Origin of the sequence: Erwinia sp. E602, from assembly GCF_018141005.1 — a bacterium.
Classification (GTDB): Bacteria; Pseudomonadota; Gammaproteobacteria; order Enterobacterales; family Enterobacteriaceae; genus Erwinia.
The window spans coordinates 3980092-4003929 of record NZ_CP046582.1; the positions used below are offsets into that span (position 1 = coordinate 3980092).

General features: G+C 57.2%; 26 protein-coding genes. 19 read left to right on the forward strand and 7 right to left on the reverse strand.

Features of this window, described 5'->3' with window-relative positions:
* Nucleotides 1-2: 2 nt before the first annotated feature.
* Together zapD and yacG are read left to right on the forward strand one after the other, a co-directional pair.
* On the forward strand, nt 3-746 hold the full coding sequence (gene zapD / locus GKQ23_RS19910; RefSeq protein ID WP_212409244.1) for a cell division protein ZapD: 744 nt from the start codon (nt 3-5) through the stop codon (nt 744-746).
* Between the two features lie 10 nt (nt 747-756).
* The gene (yacG, locus tag GKQ23_RS19915; protein ID WP_101505403.1) at nt 757-960 is read left to right on the forward strand and encodes a DNA gyrase inhibitor YacG; all 204 of its coding nucleotides are present in this window, start codon (nt 757-759) and stop codon (nt 958-960) included.
* 33 nt (nt 961-993) lie between these two features.
* On the opposite strand, the gene mutT is transcribed toward yacG, so the two are convergent.
* A complete protein-coding gene (mutT, locus tag GKQ23_RS19920; protein WP_212409245.1) occupies nt 994-1386 on the reverse strand; it encodes an 8-oxo-dGTP diphosphatase MutT in 393 nt (130 codons plus the stop codon).
* A gap of 230 nt (nt 1387-1616) precedes the next feature.
* On the opposite strand from mutT, the gene GKQ23_RS19925 reads away from it, so the two are divergent.
* The 16 genes from GKQ23_RS19925 to GKQ23_RS20000 all read left to right on the forward strand — a co-directional run bounded on the left by GKQ23_RS19925 (nt 1617) and on the right by GKQ23_RS20000 (nt 15611).
* Complete coding sequence (locus tag GKQ23_RS19925; RefSeq protein ID WP_212409246.1) at nt 1617-2126, forward strand: cytochrome b; 510 nt, start codon at nt 1617-1619, stop codon at nt 2124-2126.
* Between the two features lie 257 nt (nt 2127-2383).
* The gene (locus GKQ23_RS19930; RefSeq protein WP_212409247.1) at nt 2384-2923 is read left to right on the forward strand and encodes a hypothetical protein; all 540 of its coding nucleotides are present in this window, start codon (nt 2384-2386) and stop codon (nt 2921-2923) included.
* On the forward strand, nt 2923-3438 hold the full coding sequence (locus GKQ23_RS19935; RefSeq protein WP_212409248.1) for a type II secretion system protein N: 516 nt from the start codon (nt 2923-2925) through the stop codon (nt 3436-3438). Before GKQ23_RS19930 ends, GKQ23_RS19935 begins: the two co-directional genes overlap by 1 nt.
* A gap of 74 nt (nt 3439-3512) precedes the next feature.
* Entirely contained in the window at nt 3513-5399 is a 1887-nt protein-coding gene (gene gspD / locus GKQ23_RS19940) for a type II secretion system secretin GspD (RefSeq protein ID WP_249168436.1), read from the forward strand.
* Nucleotides 5399-6850, forward strand: a complete 1452-nt coding sequence (gspE, locus tag GKQ23_RS19945) for a type II secretion system ATPase GspE (protein ID WP_212411902.1) — start codon at nt 5399-5401, stop codon at nt 6848-6850. Before gspD ends, gspE begins: the two co-directional genes overlap by 1 nt.
* A gap of 1 nt (nt 6851) precedes the next feature.
* On the forward strand, nt 6852-8057 hold the full coding sequence (gspF, locus tag GKQ23_RS19950; RefSeq protein WP_212409250.1) for a type II secretion system inner membrane protein GspF: 1206 nt from the start codon (nt 6852-6854) through the stop codon (nt 8055-8057).
* Between the two features lie 6 nt (nt 8058-8063).
* The gene (gspG, locus tag GKQ23_RS19955; protein ID WP_212409251.1) at nt 8064-8531 is read left to right on the forward strand and encodes a type II secretion system major pseudopilin GspG; all 468 of its coding nucleotides are present in this window, start codon (nt 8064-8066) and stop codon (nt 8529-8531) included.
* On the forward strand, nt 8531-9019 hold the full coding sequence (gspH, locus tag GKQ23_RS19960) for a type II secretion system minor pseudopilin GspH (RefSeq protein ID WP_212409252.1): 489 nt from the start codon (nt 8531-8533) through the stop codon (nt 9017-9019). The genes gspG and gspH overlap by 1 nt, the downstream gene beginning before the upstream one ends.
* Nucleotides 9016-9378 carry a type II secretion system minor pseudopilin GspI gene (gene gspI, locus GKQ23_RS19965; RefSeq protein WP_056236057.1) on the forward strand — a complete coding sequence of 121 codons (363 nt, stop codon included), beginning with the start codon at nt 9016-9018 and terminating at the stop codon, nt 9376-9378. Before gspH ends, gspI begins: the two co-directional genes overlap by 4 nt.
* Entirely contained in the window at nt 9375-9941 is a 567-nt protein-coding gene (gspJ, locus tag GKQ23_RS19970; protein ID WP_212409253.1) for a type II secretion system minor pseudopilin GspJ, read from the forward strand. Before gspI ends, gspJ begins: the two co-directional genes overlap by 4 nt.
* A complete protein-coding gene (locus tag GKQ23_RS19975; protein ID WP_212409254.1) occupies nt 9938-10954 on the forward strand; it encodes a type II secretion system protein GspK in 1017 nt (338 codons plus the stop codon). Before gspJ ends, GKQ23_RS19975 begins: the two co-directional genes overlap by 4 nt.
* A 4-nt stretch (nt 10955-10958) precedes the next feature.
* Nucleotides 10959-12032 (forward strand): type II secretion system protein GspL, encoded by a 1074-nt coding sequence (gspL, locus tag GKQ23_RS19980; protein WP_212409255.1) that lies wholly within the window; start codon nt 10959-10961, stop codon nt 12030-12032.
* The gene (gene gspM / locus GKQ23_RS19985) at nt 12029-12499 is read left to right on the forward strand and encodes a type II secretion system protein GspM (protein WP_212409256.1); all 471 of its coding nucleotides are present in this window, start codon (nt 12029-12031) and stop codon (nt 12497-12499) included. The genes gspL and gspM overlap by 4 nt, the downstream gene beginning before the upstream one ends.
* Nucleotides 12492-13280, forward strand: a complete 789-nt coding sequence (locus GKQ23_RS19990; RefSeq protein ID WP_212409257.1) for an A24 family peptidase — start codon at nt 12492-12494, stop codon at nt 13278-13280. The genes gspM and GKQ23_RS19990 overlap by 8 nt, the downstream gene beginning before the upstream one ends.
* Nucleotides 13281-13730: 450 nt before the next feature.
* Entirely contained in the window at nt 13731-15176 is a 1446-nt protein-coding gene (gene gbpA / locus GKQ23_RS19995) for an N-acetylglucosamine-binding protein GbpA (protein WP_212409258.1), read from the forward strand.
* Between the two features lie 222 nt (nt 15177-15398).
* Nucleotides 15399-15611, forward strand: coding sequence for a hypothetical protein (locus GKQ23_RS20000; protein WP_212409259.1), 213 nt, complete (start codon nt 15399-15401; stop codon nt 15609-15611).
* A 15-nt stretch (nt 15612-15626) separates the two neighbouring features.
* Here GKQ23_RS20000 and secA read toward each other — a convergent pair whose 3' ends face one another.
* Nucleotides 15627-18332, reverse strand: coding sequence for a preprotein translocase subunit SecA (gene secA / locus GKQ23_RS20005; protein ID WP_212409260.1), 2706 nt, complete (start codon nt 18330-18332; stop codon nt 15627-15629).
* 72 nt (nt 18333-18404) lie between these two features.
* A complete protein-coding gene (gene secM, locus GKQ23_RS20010; protein WP_212409261.1) occupies nt 18405-18908 on the reverse strand; it encodes a secA translation cis-regulator SecM in 504 nt (167 codons plus the stop codon).
* Between the two features lie 21 nt (nt 18909-18929).
* On the opposite strand from secM, the gene GKQ23_RS20015 reads away from it, so the two are divergent.
* Nucleotides 18930-19439 (forward strand): DUF721 domain-containing protein, encoded by a 510-nt coding sequence (locus GKQ23_RS20015; protein WP_101505410.1) that lies wholly within the window; start codon nt 18930-18932, stop codon nt 19437-19439.
* A 54-nt stretch (nt 19440-19493) separates the two neighbouring features.
* On the opposite strand, the gene lpxC is transcribed toward GKQ23_RS20015, so the two are convergent.
* The 4 genes from lpxC to ftsQ all read right to left on the reverse strand — a co-directional run bounded on the left by lpxC (nt 19494) and on the right by ftsQ (nt 23838).
* Nucleotides 19494-20411 carry a UDP-3-O-acyl-N-acetylglucosamine deacetylase gene (gene lpxC / locus GKQ23_RS20020; protein WP_212409262.1) on the reverse strand — a complete coding sequence of 306 codons (918 nt, stop codon included), beginning with the start codon at nt 20409-20411 and terminating at the stop codon, nt 19494-19496.
* Between the two features lie 103 nt (nt 20412-20514).
* Nucleotides 20515-21669, reverse strand: coding sequence for a cell division protein FtsZ (ftsZ, locus tag GKQ23_RS20025; RefSeq protein WP_056236026.1), 1155 nt, complete (start codon nt 21667-21669; stop codon nt 20515-20517).
* Nucleotides 21670-21742: 73 nt separating this feature from the next.
* On the reverse strand, nt 21743-22999 hold the full coding sequence (gene ftsA, locus GKQ23_RS20030; RefSeq protein ID WP_056236023.1) for a cell division protein FtsA: 1257 nt from the start codon (nt 22997-22999) through the stop codon (nt 21743-21745).
* Complete coding sequence (ftsQ, locus tag GKQ23_RS20035) at nt 22996-23838, reverse strand: cell division protein FtsQ (protein WP_056236022.1); 843 nt, start codon at nt 23836-23838, stop codon at nt 22996-22998. Before ftsQ ends, ftsA begins: the two co-directional genes overlap by 4 nt.

Sequence of the window (23838 nt, forward strand, 5' to 3'; positions counted from 1 at the left end):
GCATGACCACAACGGTTCTTTTTGAGTACCCTTTAAACGAAAAAATGCGCACCTGGCTGCGCATTGAGTTTTTACTCGCCCAGCTGGTCGCCAGCCAGCAGATCACCGACCATCTGAGCGCGCTGACCTTCTTCCGCAACGCGGCCGAGCTGCTGGACGTGTTTGAACGCGGCGAGCTGCGTACCGATATTGTGAAAGAGCTGGACCGTCAGCAGCAGAAGCTGCAGCAGTGGACGGACGTTCCCGGCGTCGATCTCAGCCGGATTGACGGGCTGCGCCAGGATCTGAAAAGCCGGGCCACCGCCCTGATGGCGGCACCGCGCATTGGCCAGCAGCTGCGCGAAGACCGGCTGATTAGCCTGGTACGCCAGCGCTTAAGCATTCCCGGCGGTTGCTGCAGCTTCGATCTGCCGACGCTGCACATCTGGCTGCACGTCGACCAGCAGGTACGCGATGAACAGGTGGCGCGCTGGATGACCTCTCTGGCACCAATCCGTGAGGCGCTGATGCTGATTCTGGATCTGATCCGTCAGTCCGGCAGCTTCCGCAACCACACCAGTCTGAACGGTTTTTTCCAGGATAACGCCGAAGGTGCCGATCTGCTGCGCCTGCAGCTGCAGCTGGAAGATTCACTGTACCCGCAGGTTTCCGGCCATAAGAGTCGCTACGCGATCCGCTTTATGCCGCTGGACAGCGAGCGCGGCGAAGTGCCCGCGCGGCTCGATTTTGACCTGGCCTGCTGTTAAGGAGCAAAGAATGAGTGATGTTACGACGGTAAACTGCCCGACCTGCCAGAAGCCGGTAATCTGGAATGAACAAAGCCGCTGGCGTCCGTTTTGCAGCAAGCGCTGCCAGCTGATCGACCTCGGCGAATGGGCGGCGGAAGAGAAGCGCATTGCCAGCAGCGGCGATCTTAACGAAAGCGAAGACTGGAGCGAGCAGGAAGGGTTTCGCGACTGAACAGGCAGGCCGCCTTGCGCGGCCTGATTTAAGTTAACCAGCGCGCTGCAGGCGCGCAATCACCTCAGCGTTGGCCGGTGAAAACTCGGTCGCATCCAGCTCACTCTGTGCTACCCAGCGCTGCGGCTGTCCCTCACGGCCGTACGGTTCGCCCTGCCACTGCTCCACCAGGAAGAAGTGCAGCGTCACGTGCCGGTCGTTAAAGCGGTGTTCAACGGTGGTGAAGGGTTGATAGCCCGTGACCTCAATGCCCACCTCTTCATTCAGCTCACGCTTCAGCGCCTGTTCCGCGCTCTCCCCGGCTTCCAGCTTACCGCCGGCAAACTCCCATTTATTCGCCATATGCGAATCTGCGGCGCGTTGGGTCAGAAAAATGCGCTGTTGTGCATCGCGGATAATCCCCACCGCGATCGTTAACTGCTTCATGCTGTTTACTCTCCTGTGACTACTGGCTGCGAATCTATCACTCCCCTGGTGATGGCGCAACATTCGCTCCGGCTGGCAAACCGGCGCCCGCTCACCTCAACAGCATGCGCATTTTGCTTATCACGCTTAAAATAAGCGTCATTAAGCCCATCGGCATTGGCATGGCCGTAATATAAAAATAGAGTACAGCAATTATTCATATGCACACATTTTTATTACAGGAAAGCTCTATGAGTAAAAAATACAGCCAGCCACGTATCTGGTTACACTGGCTCTCAGCCGCTGTGATCATCTGGGGAACAATGAGTGGCTTTTACATCCCGTTAGGAAAACCCGATGCTGAGACAGCAGGATTGATCAGCTTCATTAATGTGTCACTAACCACCTGTTTTATTCCTTTCTTTGTTTTACGCATCATCTATTGCATGAAGCATAAGAGCCCACCAGAAGAAGCTATGCAAAAGGGCACAAACAAAATAGCCAGAGTAATGCATCTTGTTTTGTACGTTAACATTACCGTGGTATTGGTTACCGGTGTACTGATGATGGAAAGGGATATCAATGTATTCAACCTTTTCTCTTTTCCGGCTCCACTAAGCCAACCACATCTCACGCAGTTTTTCCATAGTTTGCATATCGTCTTTTGCGCTTCGCTGGCTCTGCTGGTGCTGTTACATATTCTGGCAGTGGTGAAACATCAACTGGCAGGCAAAGGGGTTATGCACCGGATGCTGCCCTGAGGCCAGATGCCATTTCAATAACAGCCGGACAGAGTTAAGTGGCTTACGTTACGTTCAGATTAACGAATTAAGCACTTTAAGAAGATTAAAACCTTTTTAATTCATTAAAAAAACACCAAAAACATTAAACAAAATACTTATTTTTCATTAAGTTAAACAGAATAAATATTTTAATGACTCTCTCCCTGTATTGCGTCTGGACTTCTGTCTATTTAGCATTGAAAGCACTTAAAGACACATGAACAAAAGGATAAATGATGCTGAGCATCGAAGAGTGCATCGAAATACTCGATATTGATACGCTATGCTTTGAAGAAATCATGACTATTGACTGTCATTTAAACACCCTGTCAATACCCGAACATGGGATTACTATTAATCTGAATGAAGCACAGAAGCGGCTACTGATTTGCCTTATCAGGCAAATTAATGCCAAACGCGAAATCATCAATATCGTCTGGTATGAGAATCATCAGCGGATTAGTGATAACAACTATCACCAACTGGCATTCCAGTTACGGGCACTTTTTCAGCGTAACGGATTGCCGGCTAATCTGTTAGTCACCATTCCCTATTATGGTCTTAAACTTAATAAAAACCTGTGGCGTTCGCTAGCCAAAGACATGCCGGCATCAGCTTCTCAGCAAAACAGCCAAAATGAAAGCCAGCATGAGCCGTTACCCACAGAAGAAAATAGCGAAAACCAGCAGGGAAAACTTCGCCATGCCGACAGACCTTCGTATATTTTCATGCTGTCATTCTTTATGGTTTCACTGGTTTTTTACTGGTTTAAATAATGGCCTTAAGAAATAAAGCATCGTTAAATATGCTGTTATTAAACTGGCGATTAATTATGCTGATAACCTCTGGCATCGTTATGCTGGGGGGGAGCTTATGGATAGCCAGAGCATCGGTGGATGCGCATTTTCCCACCCGGGATGCGCTTCCAAATGCGGTGCATATTGCTGAATACGGGAAAGAAACCGCTACTTATGAAGCCATCATACAGCAGTTATTTCAACCTGCTGGCAGGCAGTCAGACCCGCTCTCCCAGCACGATGAGCGGATGAGCAGCGACGATGACCGCCTGTTCAATGCCCCCGCCAGCACGCTGCTGGTGCAGATCACTGGCATTATCAGCTCAAACCAGCCACAACGCTCGCTGCTCATTCTCCAGAGTAACGGCAGGCAGTTGAGCCTGAGCCCGGGACAACACTTGCCGGAAAGTGACGCAGAACTGATACGCATCTTCCCTGACAGGGCCATCATCTATCACCACGGAAAATACGCCTCGCTTACGATGGCGGAATGACCGTTTTTCGAGCTCAAACTATGCAGATAGCTTCTTTTCGTCGCAGGCCGAGGGCTGGCCGTGCTCCCCGCGCGATGGCCTTAACCCTGGCACTGATGCTGGCAGCCGGTGCCCAGGCTGAAGGTCTGAAGGCCAACTTCCAGCATACCGACATTAATGAGTTTATTAATACAGTCAGTAAAAATCTGAGTAAAACCATCATTATTGACCCAGCCGTACGCGGGCAGATTAGCGTACGAAGCTATGATGAACTGGATAATGAACAGTATTACCAGTTTTTCCTCAGCGTGCTGGAAGTCCACGGCTTTGCTGCTATTGAGATGAAAAACGGCGTGGTAAAGGTAATACCATCAAAGAATGCCAAAGGATCAGCGGTACCGTTTGTTGCCGGCCAGAAGGGTGATGCCGGTGACGAACTGGTGACCCGAGTGGTACAGCTTCAGCATGTTACTGCGAAAGAGCTGGCACCGCTGCTGCGCCAGCTGAATGACAGCAGCGCGGGCGGCGTGGTGCATTTTGACCCGAGCAACACGCTGCTGATGACCGGACGTGCTGCGGTGATCAAACAGCTGATCGCCATTGTGGAGAGTGTCGATCTGCCTGCCGACACCGACCTGGAAAAAGTACCACTGAAACACGCCTCGGCCAGCCAGGTCGCAGAGATCCTTAACGGCCTTGGCCGTCAGAATGGCCAGCACGGGGATAAACAGGGCGGCAAGACCGTCGCAGATCCGCGTACCAACACGCTGCTGATTAGCGGCAGCCCCCAGTTACGTGAGTCACTGCGTAACACGGCCCTGTCGCTGGATGCCAAAGGCCAGCATAACAGCAACTCCCGCGTGTTTTATCTGCAGCATGCCAAAGCCGAAAATCTGGTCGAAGTGCTGACCGGCGTCAGTACCAATCTGCAAAATAAAACCGAGGGTAAAGCGCCGGCAGTCAGCATGATCCAGGACATAGTGGTAAAAGCCGACGCGTATACCAACTCGCTGATCGTCAACGCGCCGCCGGATGTGATGAGCGAGCTGCAGGAGATTATCACCCGGCTGGATATCAGCCGTTCACAGGTGCTTGTAGAGGCGATTATCGTGGAGATGCAGGACGCTGACGGCATGGCGCTGGGCATGCAGTGGTTAAATAAATCCGCCGGCGGTACGCAATTTAACGATACACATATGCCAATCAGCAACCTTAAGCCGGGCGGTATCGGTGATGCCATGAAAGATGTTAACGGCCTGGCTACCGGCTTCTGGCATGGCAACTGGTCCGGTCTGTTTACCGCACTGCAAACCAACAGCCAGAACAATATCCTCGCCACGCCGAGCATCGTTACCCTTGATAATATGGAGGCCGAATTCACCGTCGGGCAGAACGTACCGGTGCTCAGCGGCAGCCAGACCACCGCAGGCGGCCATGTTTTCAACAGCGTTGAACGTAAGGACGTTGGCATCAAGCTTAAGGTCAAGCCGCAAATTAATCAGGGCGACTCGGTGATGATGGAGATCGAACAGGAAGTCTCCAGCGTGAATGAAATGAGTGGCGACAGCAAATTAGGCGTGACCTTTAATACCCGTCTGGTGAAAAACGCCGTACTGGTTGGCAGCAGTCGCACGGTGGTGGTTGGCGGGCTGCTGGACACCAGTAACAGCAATACGCAAAACAGCGTGCCGTTCCTGGGCCGTATTCCCCTGCTGGGCAAGCTGTTCAGCTCTGACAGCGACAAACGCAGCAAGCGCAATCTGATGCTGTTTATCCGCCCGACTATTATTCGCCAGCAGGAGAGCTTCGATCGCACCAGCGATCGCCAGCTGGAGAAGTTCCGTCACGAAGAGGCGACCTCACGTCCTGCCAGCAAAGCAGACAGCGCGCTGGACCGGCAGCTGTCGCAAAAGTTGAACAATCAGGCGCTGAACAGCATCCGAGAAAAGATTGCCGATTTTTACGCTGCGGAGCAGTCATGATGTCCCAGCCATTTCCTTACAGCTGGGTGCAACAGTATCAGGTGGTGGCCAACCTCAGCACCACGCCACCACAGATTGGCTACCGCAAGGAAAGCCCACTGGCGGCGGTGCTGGAAGCCCTGCGCATGCTGCCTGAAGCCAGCCTAAAACTGTTAACCGCGGAAGAATTCGCGGAGCAGATACTGCAGGTTTACCAGCAAAATGCGCCTTCACGTGAGATTGCCGACACGCTGGGCGACGACTTCGACCTGCACCAGCTGGTGGACACCCTGCCGCAGGATAATGATCTGCTGGACAGTGATGACGGCGCCCCGGTGATCCGCCTGATTAACGCGATTCTCAGCGAGGCGATAAAAGAGGGTGCCTCCGATGTACATATTGAGCCGTTCGAAAAACGACTGAATATCCGTTTCCGCATTGACGGCATGTTGCGGTCGGTTTTGTCACCTCCGCCACAGCTCAGCCGTTTTCTGCTGTCACGCATTAAGGTGATGGCAAAGCTGGATATCGCCGAGAAACGGATACCTCAGGATGGCCGCATCTCGCTGCGCATTGGCGGCAGAAGTGTCGACGTTCGCGTATCCACCCTGCCCTCCAGCTATGGCGAACGCATCGTGCTGCGCGTGCTGGACAAGCAGAGTGTAAAGCTGACCCTGACGGATATCGGTATGACGTCTGATATTCGTGAGGCGATGAGTAGGCTGCTTAACTCGGCACACGGGATCCTGCTGGTGACCGGCCCTACCGGGTCAGGAAAAAGTACCACGCTGTACGCAGCTTTGCGCCAGGTATGGAGCGAGGAGAAAAACATTATGACCATTGAAGATCCGGTGGAGTACGAACTGGACGGCATTGGTCAGACCCAGGTCAACAGCAAGGTGGACATGACCTTTTCGCGCGGCCTGCGCGCGATACTGCGTCAGGATCCTGACGTGGTGATGATCGGTGAAATCCGCGACACCGAAACGGCGCAGATCGCTGTACAGGCCTCGCTGACCGGCCATCTGGTCCTGTCAACACTGCACACCAACAGCGCTCCTGGTGCCATCGAGCGCCTGCAGGACATGGGCGTGGAACCTTTCCTGCTGGCCAGCTCGCTGCAGGGGATCCTGGCACAGCGGCTGGTACGTAAGCTCTGCCCGCACTGCCGTCAGCCGCGGACGATCAACGCGACAGAGTATCAGATGTTGCTCCCGGTGATGCAGGCAACCGACCACGGCCTGTGGACAGCGCGCGGCTGCGAGCAGTGCCACCACACCGGCTACCGCGGGCGCACCGGCATTCATGAACTGCTGGTGCTGGACGACGCGCTGCGCCAGGCCCTGAGCTGCGGGCAGAAAACGCTGCCGCTGCCGCACTACACCACGCTACAGCAGGATGGCCTGCGCAAGGCGCTGGACGGCATCACCACGCTGGAAGAAGTGCTGCGCGTCAGCCAGGAAGGTAGCTGAGATGCGTTTTCACTACCGCGCCGTCAACGCACAGGGCGTGCGCCAGCGCGGCGAAATCGACGCGGACAGCCCGCGCGATGCGCGCCAGCAGCTGCGAGATAAACAGCTGACGCCGCTGGTGCTGAAACCCGCCGCTTCTGCGCTGTCGTCACGCTTTTCCCGCCAGCGTAAGCCGTTCTCCGGCAACGAACTGGTATTGCTGGTACGCCAGCTGGCCACCCTGACCGCTGCCCGGCTGCCGCTGCCGCAGGCGCTGCAGGCGCTGGCAACCCAGAGCGAAAAACCGGCGCAGCGGGCACTGCTCAACCATCTGCGACAGGCGCTGCTGGAAGGGGCGTCGCTGGCCGAGGCGGTGGCGCTTTACCCACGAATTTTCACCCCGCTGTACCGGGCGATGATTGCTGCGGGCGAAGCCTCCGGCAATCTGCCCAGGGTGCTGGAGCAGCTGGCCGACTACTGCGAAAAAGCCCATCAGCTGAAGAGCAAGCTGACCCAGGCGATGATCTATCCGCTGCTGCTGACCACGGTAGCGATCGGTGTGGTGGCGATTCTGCTCACCGCCGTGGTGCCCAAAGTGGTGGAGCAGTTTTCTCATATGCAGCAGGCGCTGCCGCTCTCTACGCGCCTGCTGATGACCCTCAGCGACGTGACCCGCGCGGTCGGGCTGCCGCTGCTGGCGGGCGGTTTGCTGCTGATGCTGCTGCTCCGGCTGGCAGTGCGCCACCCGCTGCGCCGCCTGCGCTGGCACCGCCTGCAGCTTCGGCTGCCGCTGCTGGGCCGCATCATGCTGGATCTGAATATGGCGCGTTACGCCCGCACGCTGAGCATTCTGACCAACAGCGCGGTGCCGCTGCTGGAAAGTATGCAGATCGCTGCCACGGTGCTGAACAACGACTATATCCGTCAGCAGCTGCAGGAGGCGGGTCAGCGGGTGCGTGAAGGCAGCGCCTTTACCCAGGCGCTGGAACAGACCCGCCTGCTGTCGCCGATGATGCGCCATATGATCGCCAGCGGCGAGCAGAGCGGTGAGCTGGACAGCATGCTGACCCGCGCCGCAGAGATGCAGGATCGGGCGTTTATCGGCCAGATGACGCTGGCGGTCAGCCTGTTTGAACCCCTGCTGGTGGTGGTGATGGCTGGCGTGGTGCTGTTTATCGTCCTTGCCATCCTGCAGCCGATTTTACAACTTAACAACCTGGTAGGTTAATACGTGATGAAAAACCCAAAACAGACACACCCCTCTTCACTTGCCCGGCAGCAGCGGGGTTTTACCCTGCTGGAGATCATGGTGGTGATCGTGATCCTCGGTATTCTCGCCAGCCTGGTGATCCCCAGCCTGATGGGCAATAAAGACCGCGCCGACCGGCAGAAAGCGGTCAGCGATATCGTCACGCTGGAGAACGCGCTGGATATGTACAAGCTGGATAACGGCCGCTACCCCACCAGCGCACAGGGACTGCAGGCGCTGGTCCGCGAGCCACAGCTGGCCCCACAGCCGCGCAACTATCGCAGCGATGGCTATATCCGCCGCCTGCCTGAAGATCCGTGGGGCAACCCCTATCAGCTGCTCAGCCCCGGCGAGCATGGTGCCGTTGACGTGTTCTCCGCCGGGCCGGACGGCGAACCCGGCACCGACGATGACGTGACCAACTGGCAGCCGGAAGGGCAAGAGGAGGGCTAATGGCGCAGCGCGCAGCAGGCTTTACCCTGCTGGAGATCATGCTGGTGATGCTGTTGCTGGGGGTGGTTGCCGGGCTGATTGTCGCCACGCTGCCCTCGCAGGACGCCCGTCAGCAGGCCGGCAGGCTGGCCCTTACCCTGAATCATGCCGCCGGACAGGCGGCCACAGAAGGCCAGTTTTTACGCCTTGAAGTCAGAAGCGACGGCTGGCAGCTGCAGCGGCTGGCGCAGGGTGCGGGTCAGCATGCCGCCTTTCTGCCCGGCTATCACTGGCAGCCGCTCAGCCACAGGCTGGGCCATTTCAGGCTGCCGCAGACTATCCGTCTGCGGCTGCTGCAGCAAGGCCGCCCGCTGAAGCTGCCTGCCACACTGCTGTTTTCACCCGATGGCGATATGCCCGCGCTGACGTTTGAACTGCAGGCGCAGGATGCTGCGTCACGATTTATCACCTGGCATAACGGCCGGGCATCAGAGGAGCTGAATGAATGAACTGTCGTGGCATGACGCTACTGGAGGTACTGGTCGCGATGGCGCTGCTGGCAATTGCCGGGCTGGCGCTGCTGCGAACCAGCAGCGGGCAACTGCACCACCTGGGACATCTGGAGCACCAGCAGCTGGCGTATCAGGTGGCCGATTATCAGTTGAAACGCCTGCAGCTGGATGCGCAGTGGCCCGCAGAAAACTGGCATAACGGCGATATGACCATGGCCGGCGAGCAGTGGTTCTGGCGCTGGCGCGGGGTCAGTACCGCCGATCCGCAGATCCGCGCTCTGGAGGTGGAAGTACGACTTAACCGTCAGGCTCCCCAGGCACTGGCCCGGCTGCACGGCTGGCGAAGCCGGCCATGAGGCGCATTCAGCAAGGCTTTACCCTGCTGGAGATGATGGTAGCCCTGGCCATCTTCTCGGTGGTCGGTCTGGTCGGCTATCAGCTGTTGCAGGGGATGCTGCGCAACGGTGAACAGCTGAAGGAGCACAGCTCGCGCCTGAACGATGAGGAGCGGATTATTGCCCTGCTCAGCCGCGATCTGGCACAGGCAGCGATCCCGGCACATCCGGCGCTGGTGCCTGCCGGTGATGTCCCCTTTTTCGCCAGTAATCACGATGAAGAACGGCTGCGTCTGACCCGCCGCAACTGGCTCAATCCGCTGCAGACGCAGCGTTCCTCACTGCAGCGTGTTGCCTGGCGTTTTTCTGCCGGGACGCTGACGCGGGTCAGTCTCAGCGACGGGCAGACAGGCGCACAGTTCAGCGGGATCAGCGCGCTGCAGCTGCGCTTCTGGGCCGGCGGCAGCTGGCATACCGACTGGCCCGCCACCCACAGCCTGCCGGAGGCGATCGAAGTGACGCTGACGATGCAGCCCTGGGGTGAGTTCAAACATATCGCGCTGCTACAGGAAAACCACGGATGAACAAACGCCAGCGGGGAATGGCCGTACTCACCGTGCTGCTGCTGATTGCACTGATGACGCTGCTGGCGGTGACCGCGCAGGATCGCTTTCAGCAGGCGCTGCACGGGGCATACAGCGGACGCTTTATGCTGCAATCCGCCTGGTCGCTGCGCGGGGCGGAAGAGTGGCTGCTGCTGCAACCCCCGCCGCCCGGCGCGCAGCCGCCGCAGCAACTGCAGCTTGAGGATAGTGTGATCCACTACCAGTGGCGCGATCGTCAGGCCTGCTTCAACCTCAACGCGCTGGGCCGTAAAAGCAACGCCGCTCCGGCAAACGGCCTGAACAACAGCGCAGCCGATACCGTATTGCAGCATGCAGGCAGCGCACAGAGAGAGGACAAGTCCACGGCGGGTTCAGGTAATCCTGTCACGCCTGCAGTGCCGGGCAACGAGCTGAACAGCACGGCGCACTCCTCCGTTGATTCGCCGCTGACGGCAGCACAGCGCCTGTTTATCCGCCTGCTCCGGGAACTTGACGTACTGCCCGACAAAGCACGGCAACTGGCGCTGGCGCTGAGCGCGCAACTGCACAAGGGGGCGTTTATTGAACCCAGCCAGCTGCGCGACCCGGCCAGCGGCATCGACGCCGCGCTTTGGGCCAGGTTGGCTCCGCTGGTCTGTACCCTGCCCTCTGACAGCCTGCGTATCAATATTAACGGACTGACCGAAGAGCAACTGCCGCTGTTTACCGCCCTGTTTGACGGTGCACTGTCTGCGGCCCAGGCTGGCGAGTTGCTGAGCCGGCGCCCCCCGGCGGGCTGGAAGACGCTGACCGCCATGCTGGCTGCCTCCGGGCAGAACAATGCAGCAGATAATCCGGCCCTGCTGCTGAGCAGCGTGGACACCAAAAGCACGGCCTGGGAGCTGCTGATGTGGACCGGAGAAGCGCAATACAGCAACAGTCTGCGTAGCCGGTTACTCCTGCGCGACAAGCGTCTTCATGTTTCTGACCGACTTTATGGACTAAGCGAGTAAAAAAATGGATAAGTCCCGCTCTAAAGACCCGCGGCCGCTGGTTATTCACTGTACCAGCCACGATCCCAGGTGCTTCACCTGGTATTACCGGGAGGTGGATGGCCGCCTGCACAGCGGCGATCAGCACACTCCGCTACCCGCCGCCGTTTCCGGCACGGTGCTGCTGCTGCCCGCCAGTCAGATTATTTTTCACCAGGCCACGTTACGCCATATCACGCCGCAGACGCTGAGCTGGCAGCTGGAAAACCAGGCGCTGAGCGAACCGGAGATGCTGCATACCGTGGTGCTGCAGCAGGAAGGTGAGCAGGTGCATCTGGCTGCCGTTGACCGACAGTGGCTGCATCAGCTGCTGGCTCACCTGCGCAGCCGGGGGATTGCCGTAACCCGTGCCCTGCCCGATGCGCTGGTGCCGGATGAAAACCAGGCGCTGAGGCTGGGCGATCGCTGGCTGATCCGCCATCAGCGCTGGCAGGGCATCAGCCTGAATGAACAACAGCTGGCCCCGTTACAGCTGCACGCACCGCTGCTGGCCACCCTGGTGGCCGACAGTGGGCAGCAGGCAGCTGACGGGCCGGCGTCGGCCGGGCAGCTGTACCAGCTGGCGTGCCGGCAGCGGATCAATTTACTGCAGGGTGAATTTGCCGTCCGGCTGCCGCTGCGTCACGCCCGCACCTTTGCGCTGGCCTGCGCACTGTGCAGCGTACTGCTGCTGCTGATCCCGCCGCTGTGGTCCGGCTGGCAGGCTGGCACCCAGCTGAAACAGGCAGGGCGGCAAAGCCTGGCGCTGTACCAGCGCTATTTCCCGGACGAAAAACCGGCACGACCGGCGGCACGCATGACGGAACGGCTGAATGCCCTCAGCGCTGTGCCCGCTGCGGACGGACCGCTGCGGCTGCTGGCAGACTCTGCGGCCATGCTCGCAACGCTGCAAGATAATCCGCTGCAAACGCTGCGCTGGGATGAAAAGCAGCAGCAGCTTCATTTAAGCTTTGCCAGCACGCTGCCCGCTGCGTTAAGCGGCGATGGGCTGACAATACAGATTCAGGAGAACATCATGACCATTGGCAGGAAACCATGATTAACAGCATACAAAAGGTCTGGTCCCGCCCGCCGCGTGAACGCGGGTTGTTGCTCCTGCTCGCCGCTGTCGCCTTACTGACCCTGCTGTGGCTCAGTTTACAGGCCGCCCGGCACTATCAGCTTGACGCCCGGCAGCAGGCCCGCCGTGCGCAGGCTGAACTGGCGGGGATGCAACAGCAGGTCGCGGCGCTGGAGCCACTGCTGGCACGCCAGCAGCGCCAGCACAGCCCGGACTGGCAGGAGGAGGTGCTGGCGCTGGCAGCAGAACAGGGGTTGATCCTGACGGTGGCCGGACGCGATGCCCGCCAGCTGCTGTTCAGCCCGGGTAACACTGACCTGCCGCGCCTGAGCCGCTGGCTGCAGCAGCTGGAGCAGGAGTATTACGTACACGCCGTGCGGCTACAGCTGCGCAACGCACCAGAGGGCGTCACCCTGGTTCAGCTGGTACTGCAACGCCATGAATGAGATCTTCCTTTTGATCGCCCTGCTAGGTGCCTGTGCGGGCAGCCTGATGAACATGGTGGTGTGGCGGCTGCCGCGCATAGTGCTGCAACAGGAAGGGCCGGAATTTAGCCTGTGGCTGCCACCCTCACACTGCCCACGCTGCCGTTCACCCCTCGCCTGGTATGACAATCTGCCGCTGCTGAGCTGGCTGTGGCTGCGTGGCCGTGGCCGCTGCTGCGGGCAGCAGATTGGCCTGCGCTATCTGCTGACCGAGATGGCCTGCGTGCTGCTGAGCCTGCTGATGGCCTGGATTTTTCCCGCGGATGGACAGCTGGCCGCCGCACTGTTACTGAGCTGGTTTTTGCTGGCGCTGTCGCTGATTGACCGCGATCACCAACTGCTGCCGGATGCGCTGACGCTGCCGCTGCTGTGGCTGGGAATAGTCTGCCAGCTGGCGGGCTGGCTGCCTGATATCACGCTTGAACAAAGCGTGACGGGAGCGATGGCCGGTTATCTCTCGCTTTGGCTGCTGGCAACCGGCTACCGGCTGCTGCGAGGCAAGGAAGCGCTGGGAATGGGCGATGCCAAGCTGCTGGCCGCGCTGGGTGCCTGGCTGGGCTGGCAGCCGTTACCGCTGCTGCTGCTGCTGGCATCGGCCAGCGGCATTGTGTGGCTGGCAGCTGGCCGTGTGCTGACCGGACGTTCACTGGCTGCACCTTTTCCATTTGGTCCGAGCCTTGCCTCCGCCGGGGGATTGCTGTTCATAGCAGAAAACAGCGCGTTGCTGAGACAGCTTTACTGAAACTCTCCTCTACTCCTGACTGAATCACACTTTTCTCACTTCTGTGCCACCGCTGTCTGGCGGCGGCACAGTGTTCTGGTCAGGCTGGCATCCGGATACAGGGTTATCCTGAACGGTTAACAAATAATATCCCCCTCCCCATCCCGTTAAACTTTCCGTATCTGTGCAATTAAGCTGGCATCAGATCTTAATAACCTGCCTGAAGACACCACGCAATCAAAAAATGTATTAAAAGCAATACAAAAACAACTTATCAATCTCAAAAAAACATCCCAACTCATTACCAGAATTAAAATAAATAGTTAAAACAGCAGTTTAACAACTATAAGTTTTGTTAAGTAACGGATTTCGTTGTTTAGCCAATATTCTGGATGGGTAGTTTGGTAGTGCATCAAAAACATTTTTCTGATGCCTTTTAATTTTAATATTTAATTGAGAATACGGTCACTTATGAAAGTCAGTAAAATTGCTCTGGCGGTTTCCGCCCTCCTGATCAGCGGCAGTGCATTAGCACACGGATTTATCAGCGAGCCACCTTCCCGCGATCGTCTGTGCCAGACCCAGCAAAACGCCGAGTGCGGTCAGGCACAGTGGGAACCTCAGAGTGTGGGTGAATCACCAAAAGGTTTCCCTAAGCCAGGCACACCGCCAGACGGTGAACTGGTAAGTGGTAACGGTGGTACTGCCGGTATTGGTAAATTACTCAATGCTCAGGACAGCACTCGCTGGTACAAAAATAAAATGCAGGCGGGGACTAACACCTTCACCTGGCACTTTACTGCAGCCCACAAGACAACTGATTTTAAATACTTCATCACCAAACAGGACTGGGATGCCAACAAACCGCTGACCCGTGACGCTTTTGAACTGACGCCATTCTGCGTGGTTGACGGCCATGGTCAAATCCCTGCCCCTTCAGGTGCAGATGTAACTCACACCTGCCAGGTACCGGAGCGTAACGGTTATCAGGTGATTTACGCCAGCTGGGAAATTGACGATACCGGCAACAGCTTCTACAAAACCGTAGACGTGGAGTTCGACGGTGGCGTTCCGTCTGAATGGAGTAACTCAATCGGCTCGATTACGGCACATAAAGATCTTAAAGCCGGTGACAATGTGAAAGTGCGCTTCTTCGACACCAACGGTGAAAATACCCGACTGGAGCTGGTAATGGATATCACCAGTGACGAAGCAGGTAAAAAGCAGAACTGGCCTAAGGCGCTGGCAGAAAAAATCAACAGTGCCCACAAGGATATCCGCGCAGGTTCTAAAAATGCGAAGGGTGAAGTGAATCCTTCTTCCGATCTGAACCAGATTTATACCCGTGCAGGCAGCACGCTGCGCAGCGTAGTGGTCGAAACCCACTCTGAAAACGAAAGCAAGGCGTCGATGACCTTGAGCCAGATCAAGGAAAGCTACCCGATTGTTGATGGTAAAGCCATCGTGACCTTTGATGTGGTAGCCGAAGGCGACCTGGTGGTGAACACCAAAGTACACGGTGAGGATAATTCTTTCAGAGGGTTCCTGTCCGTAACCCTGAAAGACGGTAAGAAGACGCTGCAGGTGCCGGTGGATGCCAACGCTTCAGGCGTGTACTCTGTCAACGTATTGGGAATCCCACGTGGTTCTGACGATATGTTAATGGAAGATTTCAAGGTAAATCTGACCGCGCCAGTCTCTGCCGGTGATGCTGAGTTCGTTTATCCGCAGAACATTGCGAAGTACAAAGCAGGCACCACCGTACTGCAGCCAAAAACCAACAAAGTTTACGAGTGTAAGCAGGGTGCAGTTGCCGGCTGGTGTACGATTTACTCATCAAGCGCCAACCATTATGAGCCGGGTGTGGGTTCTGCATGGCAGGACGCCTGGAATGAAATCGGTGATGCTAAGAAGTAATTCTCTCTAAAACGGATTAAGTTAATCTCATGGCAGCCCTCACCGGCTGCCTTTTTACTGTTAGAGCGATCGGGCATCCCGTTGCCCCCATTCCATCCTCATTACCCTTTATTACGCCAACATTACCCCGACATTACCTTCAGACCACTCCCTACAGACATCCGGAAGAATAGCGTACTCTCTGCCCCCCACACCGACCGTGGCTACCGGTCAGACTGGCAGATGGAGATCGTCGACGGATTGTCATCTCAGAATAATGAAACTTATCAGACGGGAAAAAGAAACCGTGATAAGGGGCAGGGAAAAAATCAAACCCGTTGCAGAAGATGGCAGGTGGTTGGCGAATATGCCGTGGTGGTGGGTGGGTGTTCATGGTCTGTCAGTCATACGCTACGCCATAAAAAAGGGCCGGATTCTCATCCGGCCCTGCTTTAGCACACGCTGAGGAGATTAGCTCAGACGGCCGTGGCACTGCTTATATTTCTTACCGGAACCACACGGGCACAGGTCGTTACGGCCAACCTTACGTTCGCCGGTCTGGGCGGCCAGCGCCTGCGCTTCCTCGGTTGCATCGTCAACGTGGCTCAGGTGCTGCTGCTGCGCCAGGCGCTCGGCCTCCTGGCGGCGCTGCTCTTCCATCTGCTCAACTTCTTCCGGCATACGCACCTGTACCTTGCTCAGGGTGCTGACCACTTCATACTTCAGTGATTCCAGCATCGCCGCGAACATGGCGAAGGATTCACGCTTGTACTCCTGCTTTGGATCCTTCTGCGCATAGCCGCGCAGGTGGATACCCTGACGCAGGTAGTCCATCGCCGCCAGGTGCTCTTTCCACAGCGAATCCAGCGTCTGCAGCATCACGCCTTTCTCGAAGTTGCGCATCATCTCGGTGCCGACAATCTCTTCTTTGCGCAGGTACTGAGCCTTGGCTTCGTCCATGATGCGCTCGCGCAGCGTCTCTTCATGCAGCTCAGGCTCTTTTTCCAGCCAGTCGGCGATCGGCAGGTCGAGATCGAAATCGTTTTTCAGGCGCTCCTGCAGGCCTGGCACATCCCACATCTCTTCCAGCGACTCCGGTGGAATCGAACCGTCGATGGTGGCTTTGAAGACATCTTCGCGGATGCTGGCGATGGTTTCAGAAACGTCAGACACGTCCAGCAGCTCGTTACGCTGGGTGTAGATGGCGCGGCGCTGGTCGTTTGCCACGTCATCATACTCCAGCAGCTGCTTACGGATATCGAAGTTGCGGCTCTCCACCTTGCGCTGCGCGTTAGCAATCGCCTTGGTCACCCACGGGTGCTCAATCGCTTCGCCCGGCTTCATACCCAGCTTGCGCATCATGTTTGAGACGCGGTCAGAGGCAAAGATACGCATCAGCGCATCTTCCATCGACAGGTAGAAGCGGGAGGAACCCTGGTCACCCTGACGGCCGGAACGACCGCGCAGCTGGTTATCAATACGGCGTGATTCATGACGCTCGGTGCCGATAATGTGCAGACCACCGGAGGCCAGTACCGCTTCATGGCGCACTTTCCACGCGCTCTTGATCGCTTCAATCTGCTCGGCGGTGGGATCGGTCAGGTCGGCAATCTCTGCCTGCCAGCTGCCGCCCAGCACGATATCGGTACCACGACCGGCCATGTTGGTGGCGATGGTGACCGCACCCGGCTGACCGGCCTGCGCCACGATATCCGCTTCGCGGGCGTGGAACTTGGCGTTCAGCACTTCATGTTTGATGCCGGCGCGGGTCAGTTCGTTGGACACCACTTCCGATTTTTCAATCGAAATGGTACCGACCAGGATCGGCTGACCGTTAGCGGAACGTTCGCGGATATCTTCGATAATCGCGCCAATCTTCTCCAGCTCGGTCATATAGACCAGGTCCGGCAGATCTTTACGCTGCATCGGGCGGTTGGTCGGTACCACGATGGTATCCAGCTTGTAAATCGAGCTGAATTCAAAGGCTTCGGTGTCGGCGGTACCGGTCATACCGGCCAGTTTGTTATACAGGCGGAAGTAGTTCTGGAAGGTGATCGAGGCCAGCGTCTGGTTCTCGTTCTGTATATCCACGCCCTCTTTGGCTTCCACCGCCTGATGCAGGCCGTCAGACCAGCGGCGGCCCTGCATGGTACGGCCGGTGTGTTCATCAACGATGATCACTTCGCCGTCTTTTACGATGTAGTCTACGTCGCGGGTGAACAGCACGTGGGCGCGCAGCGCGGCGGTCACGTGATGCATCATCATAATGTTGCCCGGCGAGTAGAGCGACTCGCCCTCTTCCATGATGCCTTCGCTGACCATCAGCCCTTCAATCGCCACCAGACCGCGCTCGGTCAGGTGCACCTGGCGTGATTTCTCATCCACCGAGAAGTGGCCTTCGCCCTGGAAGCTGTCGGAGTCTTCTTTTTCCTGACGGATCAGGTTAGGGATAATCTTGTTAACCTTGATATACAGCTCGGAGCTGTCTTCCGCCGGGCCGGAGATGATCAGCGGGGTACGCGCTTCATCGATCAGAATGGAGTCAACCTCATCCACCAGCGCATAGTTCAGCTTGCGCTGTACGCGCTCTTCCGGGCTGAACGCCATGTTATCGCGCAGGTAGTCGAAGCCGTATTCGTTGTTAGTACCATAGGTAATATCAGCAGCGTAGGCAGCACGTTTGGCCGGTGCCGGCATGCCCGGCAGGTTGATGCCGACGCTCAGGCCAAGGAACTCGAACAGCGGACGGTTGTTTTCGGCGTCACGCTGGGCCAGATAGTCGTTGACCGTCACCACGTGCACGCCTTTGCCGCTCAGGGCATTCAGGTAGGCAGGCAGGGTAGCGGTCAGGGTTTTACCTTCACCGGTGCGCATTTCGGCGATGCAACGGTCGTTCAGTACCATACCGCCCAGCAGCTGCACGTCGAAGTGGCGCATGCCGAAGACGCGTTTACTGGCTTCGCGCACGGTGGCGAAGGCTTCCGGGATCAGGCTCTCCAGCGATTCGCCTTTCTCCAGGCGGGCACGGAATTCGTTGGTTTTTGCCTGCAGCTCTTCATCCGTCAGCCTGACGAAATCCGGCTCCATCTTGCCGATCTGCTCAACTACTTTGCGCATACGGCGCAGGGTACGGTCATTGCTGCTGCCAAAGACTTTGGTCAATAATTTGCTAATCATAATAGATAGTTTCTCTCTGCCATCGCGATGTGCGACGGTCACTCAAAAGGGGTTAACGATCGTTTGGGTGAGTTAAACCAGAGAAGCAGGTCCGGCACGGATGCCGCGAACCTGCGCCAGCCAGAGGCCGGGATGATGCAGAGAGGAAACGGAGACTTCGCGCTCGGCGGTACGACGGATAATCACCGGCGGCCGCGCTTCGTGGGTCAGTAAGGCGTTTAAGGTATCCAGCAGCGCCAGCTTGTGGGCTTCCAGCGGCTGTTCAGCAACGGTGGCCGGAGAAACCGACGGCGTCAGCGTAAACGAGAGGTGGCGGATTACCGTGCGGATCGCGTGCTGGTGCCAGTAATCAACGCTAAAGCTGGGGCGGCGGACGCTCTCCTGCAGCAGCGCCAGATGGTGGCTGCGCGCCACGCTGCTGATATTCAGGCTGCGCGACGAGGTTTCTGATAAAGTAGTGTGGTCGTGTGCGGACGCCTGCGGCAGGCCGAGACTGGCCGCGACCATCCCCAGCAGGAGATGTGGCCAGAAGTAACGTCTGCCAAATTGTCGCCAACGACTCAGAATACCGATCACTGTGTTCCGCCGGAGCTAACTATGCGTGATAGTCGCCCACAATCAATTGAAAGTTTTTTCGATCTCGCCCAGGAGCAGAGCGTGTTGCAACATGTGCAGCAGCGTGCCATCGCCCTGAATAAGCTGAATCGCGCCGTTCAGGGGGTTCTGCCCGCTCAGCTGCACCCATGGTGCCGCGTAGCCAACTTCCGTCAGGGGATTCTGGTGATCGAAACGGCTAACGCCAGCTGGCTGATGCGCTTACGCTATGAACAGGCCAGTCTGTTATCAGCTTTACGTGCGCAAATATTACCATCATTGACGGCAATCGACATCAGGATTAATCCGTCGCTGGCCTCAAAAGGGCTTAAAACCGTGCAAGAAAACAGCGCTCAGGCGACTACCGAAGAAAAACCGGTGCTGAGAAAGATGACGGAGCAGAGTGCGGAAAGTTTGCGTGCGGTGGCCAGTAACAGCCCGGAAAAACTGAAGAAGATTTTAGAACGACTGGCCTCGCTGGCCGGAGAGAGTACCCGCTCAACCAGTCGTTAATTTACCCGTTGACCACACAGCCTGTGTCAGTCACCAGATACTACCGGTTCTGGCTTAGGCCAGAACCAGGTTAGGTGCCTTGAACGTCACCGGAAGTTCAGCTTCGTCTTCGAACGTTGCCCATTCCCAGGCTTCCTGCTTCGCCAGAACCGCCTGCAGCAGTTTATTGTTCAGCGCATGGCCAGACTTAAACGCCGTCAGTGCACCGATAATGTTGTGGCCGCACATATACAGGTCGCCAACGGCGTCGAGCATTTTGTGGCGCACGAACTCATCTTCGAAGCGTAAGCCGTCTTCGTTCAGCACGCGGTAGTCATCGACCACGATGGCACAGTCAAAGCTGCCACCCAGGCACAGACCACGCGACTGCAGCGCTTCAATGTCGCGCATAAAACCGAAAGTACGAGCACGGCTGAGCTGGCGCGTAAAGGCTTCGGCAGAGAAGTCCATACGGTAGCGCTGGGTGCTGGCGTCGATCGCAGGATGGTTAAAATCAATGGTGAAATCCAGTGAGAAACCATTATGCGGGGTCAGTTCAGCCCATTTGTCGCCTTCTTCAACCCGGACAGGTTGTTTGATGCGCACAAATTTCTTCGCGCTGTTCAGCTCTTCGATGCCGGCATCCATCAGCAGATAGATAAAGGGCGCGGCGCTGCCATCCATAATCGGGATTTCAGGCGCGTTAACTTCCACCACAATATTATCGATGCCGAGTGCTGCCAGAGCGGCGTTCAGGTGTTCGACTGTCGAAATACGCACGTCATGCTCATTGACCAGGCAAGTACAGAGCATGGTATCACGCACGGATTTGGCATCAGCCGGGAAATCAACCGGTGGATTCAAGTCAGTGCGACGATAGATGACCCCGGTGTTAGCCGGCGCAGGGCGTAACGTCAGCGTGACTTTTTTGCCGGTGTGTAAACCGACGCCGGTCGTCTGAACAATACGTTTTAATGTCCGTTGTTTGATCATCGCATTATCTCGCAAAAAAATTACCATCCGACCACCAGTTTAGCTTACTGGCGGGCGAACAGTTTAGCACAAAGAGTGCAAATTCCCTACTATCAGGAAATTCTTAGTCCGCCTGCTTGCGCAGGAAGGCCGGAATATCCAGATAATCAGGCTCTTTGTTAGTCTGGGTAGCAGAGTCGTTGACCACTTTGGCCGCCGGGTTCTGTTCCTGCGGCAGCGGTGCCATACCGTGCTGCTGGTAGCGGCGATCCATGGTCGGCTGTGCAGACTGCTTGTTGGTGACCAGGGTGATTTCTGGACGTTTGTCCATGCCGATGCCGGTTGCCACCACGGTGACGCGCAGTTCATCGTTCATTTCCGGATCCAGTGAAGTACCGATCACCACGGTGGCGTTATCCGATGCAAAGGCACGGATGGTGTTACCCACGGTTTCGAACTCATCCAGACGCAGGTCGAAGCCGGCGGTGATGTTGACCAGTACGCCACGCGCGCCGGAAAGGTCGATATCTTCCAGCAGCGGGCTGGAGATCGCCATTTCAGCAGCTTCTTCCGCACGGTCTTCACCGCAGGCGACGCCGGAGCCCATCATCGCGTAGCCCATTTCGGACATCACGGTGCGCACGTCAGCAAAGTCGACGTTCATCAGACCCGGACGGGTAATCAGCTCGGCGATACCCTGCACCGCGCCCTTCAGCACGTCGTTGGCCGCGCCAAAAGCGTCCAGCAGTGAAATACCACGGCCCAGCACCTTCAGCAGCTTGTCATTGGGGATGGTGATCAGTGAGTCAACGTGCTTGGACAGCTCGGCGATCCCCTGTTCAGCAAACGCCATGCGCTTTTTGCCTTCGAAGTTGAACGGCTTGGTCACTACCGCCACGGTCAGAATACCGAGCTCTTTAGCCACCTCAGCCACGACCGGAGCTGCACCGGTACCGGTGCCGCCACCCATACCTGCGGCGATAAACACCATGTCCGCGCCATCCAGCGCCTGACGCAGTGCTTCACGATCTTCTTCAGCCGAGTTACGGCCTACTTCCGGGTTGGCACCGGCACCCAGACCCTTGGTAATCCCGTTACCGATCTGAATGGTCTGGCCAACGGCCGTTTTACGCAGTGCCTGAGCGTCGGTGTTTACGGCGAAGAACTCTACGCCTTCAATACGTTCACGCACCATATGCTCTACGGCATTACCGCCGCCGCCGCCGACGCCGATGACTTTAATCACCGCGTCATTGGTTAATTCCATTGGTTCAAACATAATTTCTCTCCGTTTATGTGCCTGTACGCCTGGAGATCACGCATTGCTCTAGCATGATCGCCTTTAGTAATAATTAAAACTCTTTTCTCAGCCAGCTGTTGATTTTTTTGAACCAGTTACCCACTGAGGCTCTTTTTTCAACTTCCGCCTCACCGCTGAGGTGAGATTCTTTTCCGTAATGCAGCAGACCTACCGCCGTCGAGTAGTAAGGCTCCTGCGCGTAATCCGTTAATCCTGTGATATTCAGCGGCTGTCCGATACGCACCTGGGTGTGGAACACCCGCTGCGCGCAAGCCGCTAATCCTTCAATCTGTGCCGCGCCGCCGGTCAGTACGATGCCGGCCGCGAGGTGGTGTTTAACGCCCTGCTGGCGAAGCTGCTCCTGCAGTTGCAGGATCTCGTCGTTCACCAGGTTAAGCAGTTCGGTGTAGCGCGGCTCGATCACTTCCGCCAGCGTCTGACGCTGCAGGCTGCGCGGAGGCCGGCCACCGACGCTCGGCACCTCAACATTCTCGTCTTTACCGACGATAGCCCCGAGCGCACAGCCGTGGCGCACTTTAATCGCTTCAGCATCCGTCGGCGGCGTACCAAAAGCGTAGGCGATGTCGCTGGTCACCACGTTGCCCGCATAGGGGATCACTTTGGTATGACGCAGCGCGCCGCCGGTGTAGACGGCGATATCCATGGTGCCACCGCCGACGTCGACCACGCAGACGCCCAGCTCACGTTCGTCTTCGGTCAGCACCGCAAAGCTGGACGCCAGCCCGGCAAAGATCAGTTGATCGACCTTCAGGCCACAGCGCTCCACCGCTTTCACGATGTTCTTCGCCATATCATTGTGGCAGGTAATCAGGTGCACCTTAGCCTGCATGCGCACGCCGGACAGACCCACCGGGTTTTTGATCCCTTCCTGATAGTCGATGGCGTACTCTTGCGGGATCACATGGAGAATGCGGTGCTCGTCGCGCACGCGTACCGATTTGGCGGTGTGCACTACGTTCTCGACATCTTCCTGGGTTACTTCCTCTTCGGAAATAGGAACCATCCCTATTTCGTTCTGGCAGCTGATGTGTTTACCCGATAATGCGAGGTAGACCGAGGAAATCTGGCAATCCGCCATCAGCTCCGCCTGATCGATGGCGCGCTGCACGCACTTCACCACCGACTCAAGGTCGTTCACGCCACCTTTATCCATGCCACGAGACGGGCAGCTGCCCACCCCGATAATATTGACCATGCCATCGGGCAGAACTTCCCCTACCAGGGCGGCAACCTTCGCGGTGCCAATCTCGAGTCCAACTACCAGTTTTCTGTCCGTCGACTTGATCATTGTTGTTTAGCCTGTGCCTGAGTCTGCTGCTGTTCGCCGTCAGCACTCGTAGTAATTATCGGTGTCCATCCTACTGCCGCGCCAGAGTCGTAACGCAGGTCAACGTAGTTGATACGCGTATTTTCTGCCTGCCCCTGCTGCTGCAGCGTCGGGTACAGGGTAATAAAGCGCTTCAGGCGCTTCATATCCTCGTTGCGCCCTAACTCCAGGCGGGTGTCATCACTCAACACCAGCTGCCAGGATCGCCGGGCGGTCATTGAGGCCGCCTTAAGCGTAAATTTGCTGGCCGCCAGCACGTCGCGCATCTCGTGATAGCCGGCTAACACCTCGGACTCGCTGCCCTCCGGGCCGTACAGCATCGGCAGACTCTCTTTGCCGAGGTGGCTGGCCGGCACGCTGAACGATTTGCCTTCAGCATCAACCATATGCACATCATTCCACCGTGCAACGGCGACATATTCAACCAGATGAATCTTTAATTCGTCCGGCCACTGCTTGCGCACGCTCACCTGCTGGATCCACGGCAGACGTTCGATCTGCTGCTGGATGATGTCGACATCCTGCGACATAAAGGTGCCGGGCTCGCCCAGCGACAAAATAGCCTGGCGAATATCATCGTTGGTGGTGTAGTGCGTCTTGCCGGTGACCACCAGCTTTGACAGCGGCTGCCGGGACGCATCGTTCATCCACTTCAGCACCACTACGCCCCCCGCCGCCATCACGCCAACCACCATCAGCAGGAACAGGATCCCCGCCAGCCGCGTGCCGTTACTGCGCCCGGTACGCGCCTTTTTTTCCTGCGCTTCCCGGTTACGAACGTTCAGAGCCGCCTGAGACAT